The sequence below is a fragment of the Acinetobacter sp. RF14B genome (assembly GCF_006864105.1).
In the GTDB taxonomy this organism is placed as follows: Bacteria; Pseudomonadota; Gammaproteobacteria; order Pseudomonadales; family Moraxellaceae; genus Acinetobacter; species Acinetobacter lwoffii_C.
This window is the reverse complement of record NZ_SMTB01000248.1, coordinates 1-501: the sequence shown is the minus strand read 5'-3', so window position 1 is coordinate 501 and position 501 is coordinate 1. Positions and strand designations below refer to the sequence as shown.

Annotated in this window: 1 protein-coding gene; it reads right to left on the bottom strand. The window is 46.5% G+C overall.

The features are described 5' to 3' along the window. Window positions 1–501, bottom strand: a 501-nt coding sequence (locus E2K52_RS14785) for a fimbria/pilus outer membrane usher protein (protein ID WP_151205723.1), incomplete at both ends; no start/stop codon positions are given.

Here is a 501-nt window from a genome sequence, read left to right as displayed (position 1 = left end):
TGGTAATAATCGGCAATGTCATAGACATCGTTTTCATCACGGCGATAATTATCTTTATTGTTTGCCCAAACGTGATCATTAAATGTCCGGTAATCACGCGATGAATAACGCCAGGCCGCCAGACCAAAACGCGTCGACGTTTGGCTCACAAATTTGTTGTAGGCAATTTGATAACTTTGCCCGTCAAACACATCGCCGTTGTCTTGTTTACTATGCGACTTCGTGGCATCGACGGAAATGGCACCAAAGCGTGTATTCCAGCCAGTCCCCAAAGTAAACGCGTAATAATTATTCGCGACCATCGAGCCACCATACAGCGTCAATAAATTATTAAAACCATACTGATAACCCGCCTGGACAAAATCACTTTGTTTGCTCGCCCCTTCAATATGGCTACGACCCGCCGCAAAATCATATTTCGATACGCCGGGTTGCAGCATATTTGGCACTGCTGCATAAGGCACCAGATAGGTGGTTACCGAGCCGTCCGCCTCTTTCACG